This is a genomic window from Longimicrobium sp., assembly GCA_036387335.1.
Taxonomy (GTDB): Bacteria; Gemmatimonadota; Gemmatimonadetes; order Longimicrobiales; family Longimicrobiaceae; genus Longimicrobium.
Genome location: DASVTZ010000265.1, coordinates 22,346 through 28,404 on the forward strand (window position 1 = coordinate 22,346; position 6,059 = coordinate 28,404).

The window sequence follows — 6,059 nt, forward strand, 5'->3', positions numbered from 1 at the left end:
CGTAAGGCGTTATCGTAAAATCACTTGGATTTGTGGCGGCGGCGGGAACGCGGATTGCTCGATGGACCGTGCAGCTTCCCGCCCAACCGGAGATACACTCAGATGCGTACCACCCTCCTCGCGGCGTTCGCCCTCCTTGCCTTCGGAGCCTCCGATGGCGCGGCATCCGTCGCGGACACCAGCAGGGCCGTTCCGGGCTTCGACCGCACGACCGCGGAAGACCTCGGCCCGCTCCAGCCGCCCGCTCTCGTGCAGGCCGGCGCATCGTACCAGTCCGGCGACCGCCGCCAGGAACAGTACGGACGCTACGACCAGGACTACCGTCCCGGCGTCCGCGTCTGGATGGACGGCAACCGCGACGTCTACCGCATCGGCGACCGGTCGCGCGTGCTCGTGCGCACCGACCGCGACGCGTACGTGGCGGTGCTCCACATCGACACGGACGGCAACGTCGAGGTGCTCTTCCCCAGCCAGCCCGGCGACGATGGGTACCTGCGCGGCGGGCGCGCGTACAGCGTACGGCCTCGCGGCAGCCAGTACGTCTCCATACGCGGCGGCTACGGCATCGGCTACATCTTCGCGGTGGCATCCAACGAGCCGCTCGACGAGCGCGTGATCCGCGACCTGCACTACCGCCGCGTGGGGAGCTGGGACCCCAACTACAACGTCTACGGCGACCCGTTCCGCGCGATGGAGCGCTACGAGCGGATGCTGGTGGGCGACTGGGGCTACGGCGAGCACGACAGCGACTACTACACCTATCACGTCGGCCGCCGCTACACGCACCCGCGCTACGCATGCTACGACAGCTACGGCTCGTGGTACAGCAGCCGCAGCGTGTACTACGACAGCTGCGACCGAGTGCGCGTTTTGCTCGTGCAGGTGCCGTACTATTATGATACGCGCTACTACCGCGGCGATCGGCGCGTGTACTACGCCCGGGGCAACGGCTACTACGGCAACGGGTACTACGGCAACGGCTACTACGACGACCGGTATCGCCGCACGCAGCCCACGCACGGGTACAAGGAGCGCACGGACGTGCGCGACGACGGCCGCGGCTACTCGCGGCGCCCGGCGCCGCCCGCCCGCGGGGCGGGTTCGTACACGCAGCGCGAGGGCGAGCCGGAGCAGCAGCAGGAGCCGCGGGTGGTGCGGCCGGAGCGCCAGCGCCCGACCTTCGAGCGCCGCTCCCCGGATTCGTCGCCGCCCAGCGAGAGCCGGCGTCCCGAACCCCGCTCGGAGCCGCGGACCGAAACGCGCCGCGAGCCTCCGCCGGAGCGGCGCACGGAGACGCGCCGCGAACCGCCGCCCGAGCGGCGCACCGAGACGCGCCGCGAGGCGCCCCCGGCGCGGCAGCCCAGCAGCGACAACTCTCCTTCGCGTCCGTCGGCCCCCCGGGTCCGGCCTCCGTCGGAGTAGGCCGGCGGGCCTGGTGAGGCCCGCCACACCCCTCACCAGGCCCGGCAGATGAATCGAAGCCCGTCCGTAGTTCTTTCCGCCGCGCTGGCGCTCGCCGCCAGCGCGGCGCTGGCCGTTCCGCACGCCGCCGCGCAGGGCGCGGCCGCCCCGCCTTCGCCGGCGGGGACGCTGTCTCTCCAGGAAGCTGCGGCCACCATCACGCCGGCCGACGTGTACTCGCGCATCGAGTTCCTGGCGTCCGACTTCCTGCGCGGGCGCAACACGCCCAGCCCGGAGCTGGAGATCGCCGCGTCGTACCTCGTCAACCAGCACCGGCTGTTCGGGCTGCAGCCGGGGGGCGAGAGCGGCTCGTACTACCAGTGGTACCCGTACCCCATGCGCCGCCTGAGCGCCGCCGGGGCGCGGATGGAGATCGCCGGGCGCGGCGCGCCGCATACGCTGCAGTACGGGCGCGACTTCTTCGCGGTGGGCGGTACGGCGCAGCCCATCGCCTCCGCCGCCATGGTGTACGCCGGCCGCGGCGCCGACGACGCGCTGCCCGCGGGCTCCATGACCGGCCGCGTCGTGGTGGTCTCGCTTCCGGGCGCCTCCAACCGCGATTGGCGCCGCGAGCGCACCCGCCAGCGCGCCGCCGCCCAGCGTGCCGGCGCCGTGGCGATCGTGCACGTGCTGGACGCGAGCTGGACTGCTGACAGCATCGCCAAGTACGCCGCGCCCGCCACGCGCGGGGCACGGACCCCGGGCGGGGCGATCGCGTACCCGCAGTTCATGATGACGCACGAGGCCGCCACCCGCATGTTCGCGGGCGCCGGGACTCCGCTGGCGACGCTGGCCGCGCGCGGGGCCGCGCCGAGCTTCCGCCCCGCGCCGCTGGCGGGGGTCACTGCCAGTCTGGCCCTTCCGCAGGAGGAGATGGACCGCGCGCGTGCGCCCAACGTCATCGCCATCCTCCCGGGCAGCGACCCGGTGCTGCGCAACGAGTACGTGGTGATCTCGGCGCACATGGACCACGTGGGCGTGGGGCAGCCGGTGAACGGCGACTCCATCTACAACGGGGCGGACGACGACGCTTCGGGGACGACGGGGCTGCTGGAGGTGGCGCAGGCGCTCTCGATGATGCGGGACCGGCCGAAGCGCTCCATCGCCTTCGTGCACGTGAGCGGCGAGGAGAAGGGGCTGCTGGGGTCGGAGTGGTTCTCGGACCATCCCACGATCCCGCTCGCGCGGATCGTGGCGGACGTGAACGTGGACATGATCGGGCGCAACAACCCGGACAGCGTGGTGGTGATCGGCAAGGACTACTCGTCGCTGGGGGCCCTCGCCAATCGCGTGCAGGCCGCGCACCCGGAGCTGCACCTGACGCTGTCGGACGACATCTGGCCGCAGGAGCAGTTCTTCTTCCGCTCGGACCACTACAACTTCGCGCGCAAGGAGGTCCCCGCGATCTTCTTCTTCAGCGGCGTGCACCCGGACTACCACCGCCCCTCGGACGAGGTGGAGAAGATCGACACGGACAAGGCCGCGCGCATCTCGCGGATGGTGCTGTACCTGGCCACCGAGATCGCCAACGCCGCCGAGCGGCCGCGGTGGGATCCCAAGGGGCTGGAAGCGGTGCGCGCGATGACGCGGTAGGGTCTGGCGCGGATCGACAGAAAGGGGAGAGGCCGATGCGCCTCTCCCTTTTTCGTGGTCGCGGGGCGGGGGGTGGTGCCGGGGCGGGCACGGGCAGCCACGTGGGGCTGCTCCTACGACGATCGGTGCCGAACCAGCGGGGTTCGCGGCAGCAGAAAGGGTGGGCAGACACGCAGGTCTGCCCCTACCGGAATCTGGTTGCGTCAGGCGGAGATCGGCGCGGCGGCGGGCACGGGCGCGATAAATCGCGCCCCTACGGGATGCCGCCCGAGGAGGAGTGCACCCTCTCCCCCGCTTGCGGGGGAGAGGGGGAGCCCGCGTGCCCCCGACCCCGGGAGAGGGGGCCCGCCGCCCTCAGTTCATCCGGCTGTTGGTCTGGCCGCCGAAGCCGAAGGTGAAGAGCCAGCCGCTCTGGGCGGAGTTGCCGTCGGAGCTGCCGGTGAGGCGCGCGGCGCCCAGGTGGAGCGGGCCGAGCGAGAGGCCGCCGCCCAGCATCGTGCCGCTGTCCAGGTCGGTGGAGAGGCCGGCGCGGACGGTGACGATGGGGATCTTGTGCTGCACCCCGACGCCGAGCGAGCGGTCCCAGGGGCCGCCGAGACGGCTCTCGGAGAGCTCGCCCTGGTAGGCAGCGGCGAAGGTGGTGCCGGCGTGCGGCTCCCAGGCGGCGCCCAGGCGCAGGATGGGTGCGAGGGTGGCGCCCACGTCCAGGTCGTCCGCGAGTCCGCGCGCGCGGGCGGCGAGGACGGGGTCCGCCGCGGAGAGGGGGCGGGCGCTGCGGGCGTAGTCGTTCCGGAGCTGGTCCGGGTCGCCGGTGCGGTAGTTCTCGCGGCTGAGGACGATCGAGCGGATCTCGGGATCGCCCTTCCACTCCAGCGTGTTGACGACGTTGGCCACCGCCGCGCTCAGCGTGAGCGATGGGTTCGGCTGGATGGCGGCGCCGACGTCGAGGCCGAAGCCGTTCGCCCCGTCGCGCCCCACGCCGGCGTAGGTGACGCGGATGTCGGGGGCGGTGACGGAGAGGACCGTGTCGATGCCCACCGCGCCGGAGCGCACCATGCGGCTGCCGCGCAGGTAGTGGCCGGTGACGCCCAGGCTGACCGGGCCCACGCGGTGCGCGTAGCCGGCCGCGAAGTCGAGGTACGAGGCGCGGAAGCCCTGCGACTGGCTGAGGATGGCGTCGTCGTCGTACGCGTTCGCGCCCAGGAGCCGCGACTGCTGCACGCCGTTCAGCACCAGGTCCACCACGTCGCGGGAGACGCCGTGGCGGCCCGTCAGGTTGTACGACACGCCGAAGAGGGCGCGGCGAAACGACATCGAGAAGACGGGAACGCGGATGTCGACTTCGGCGGCAGTCCCTTCGTCGGGGATGCGGCCCAGGATGTCGGCGCGCTGGTCGTCGTCGAGCTCGTCGAAGGAGCGCAGGTCGTTGACGTCGCCGAAGGTGAGGCCGTTGATCGTCGCGCCGAGCGTCACCTGCGGCGCGGCGGCGGATGCGTGCGGGTTGCCCGGGAGCGCCAGGTTCGCCGGGTTCTGGAAGAGCGATTCCTGGCCGCGCGCCACGGCCACGTACGCGCCGCCCATCCCCAGTGCGCGCGGGGTGGTGGCGAGCTGGGCCGAAAGGGGCGACACCAACGCGGCGGCGGCCGCGCAGGATGCCATCAAACGGGTAAAATGCATGGATTCTGCTCGTGAAAAGTAGGATGCGTGGCGTTTTGGCGGGGTAAGGGGCAAAATCGGCGCCCGGCGGCGCGCCCTTTCTATCGCCCCCCGGATTGGGTAGCTTGTACGCGACTTCATCCTACGACAAACGCTTACCATGACGGGACCTGCATCGTGCTGATAGAGCACATTCGCAACTTCTGCATCGTTGCCCATATCGACCACGGAAAGTCCACCCTGGCCGACCGGCTGCTGGAAACGACGCGGACGCTCCAGCAGCGCGAGATGAAGGCCCAGGTGCTCGACTCGATGGACCTCGAGCGCGAGCGCGGGATCACCATCAAGCTGAACGCCGTGCGCATGCTGTACGGCGCAAAGGACGGCCGGCAGTACCAGCTCAACCTCATCGACACCCCCGGGCACGTCGACTTCACCTACGAGGTGTCGCGTTCGCTGGCCGCCTGCGAGGGGGCCATCCTGGTGGTGGACGCGTCGCAGGGGATCCAGGCGCAGACGCTCTCCAACCTCTTCCTGGCGATGGACGCGGGGCTGGAGATCATCCCCGTCCTCAACAAGATCGACCTGCCCGGCGCGGAGCCGGAGCGCCGCCGCGACGAGATCGTGGAGCTGCTCGGGGTTGATCCGGACGAGGTCATCTTCGCCTCCGCCAAGGCCGGGATCGGCATCGACCTGATCCTGGAGTCGGTCGTGCGCAACGTGCCGCCCCCCACGGGCGACCCGGATGCGCCGCCGCGCGCCCTGATCTTCGACTCGTACTACGACAAGTACCTGGGCGCCGTCCCCAGCGTGCGCGTGGTGGACGGCACCTTTCGCAAGGGGATGCGCATCGGCTTCGGCGCCAACGAGAACGAGTATCCCATCGACGAGGTGGGCTACCTGCAGCTCGGCCGGCAGCCGCTCACGGAGCTGGGGCCGGGCGAGGTGGGGTACATCATCGCCGGCATCAAGCGGGTGGCGGACACGCGCTCGGGCGACACCATCTACGACGCGGACAACCGGGCGGGCGAGGGGATCCCCGGCTTCCAGGAAGTGAAGCCGATGGTGTTCGCGGGGATCTACCCCACGGAGACCGAGCAGTACGAGGAGCTGCGCGACGCGCTCGCCAAGCTGCAGCTCAACGACGCTTCCCTGACGTACGAGCCGGAGACGTCGCTGGCGCTGGGCTTCGGCTTCCGCTGCGGCTTCCTGGGGCTCCTGCACATGGAGATCATCCAGGAGCGGCTGGAGCGCGAGTTCGACCTGGACATCATCACCACCGTGCCCAACGTGAAGTACCACGTGGTGATGACGGACGAGCAGGACTTCTGGGTGGAGAGCCCCTCCGC

The 6,059-nt window shown here is 70.9% G+C and carries 4 protein-coding genes; 3 read left to right on the forward strand and 1 reads right to left on the reverse strand.

What is annotated here, in order from left to right; translation table 11 throughout:
- The first annotated feature begins 102 nt into the window (after positions 1–102).
- Together VF647_26570 and VF647_26575 are read left to right on the forward strand one after the other, a co-directional pair.
- A complete protein-coding gene (locus VF647_26570) occupies positions 103–1,422 on the forward strand; it encodes a DUF4384 domain-containing protein (protein ID HEX8455674.1) in 1,320 nt (439 codons plus the stop codon).
- Positions 1,423–1,470: 48 nt separating this feature from the next.
- Entirely contained in the window at positions 1,471–3,054 is a 1,584-nt protein-coding gene (locus VF647_26575) for a M28 family peptidase (GenBank protein ID HEX8455675.1), read from the forward strand.
- Between the two features lie 354 nt (positions 3,055–3,408).
- Here the strand turns inward: VF647_26575 and VF647_26580 are convergent, their stop codons facing one another.
- Positions 3,409–4,731, reverse strand: a complete 1,323-nt coding sequence (locus tag VF647_26580; GenBank protein HEX8455676.1) for a DUF5723 family protein — start codon at positions 4,729–4,731, stop codon at positions 3,409–3,411.
- Between the two features lie 156 nt (positions 4,732–4,887).
- Here VF647_26580 and lepA point away from each other — a divergent pair.
- The coding region (gene lepA, locus VF647_26585; protein ID HEX8455677.1) for a translation elongation factor 4 at positions 4,888–6,059 on the forward strand (1,172 nt) is incomplete at its 3' end.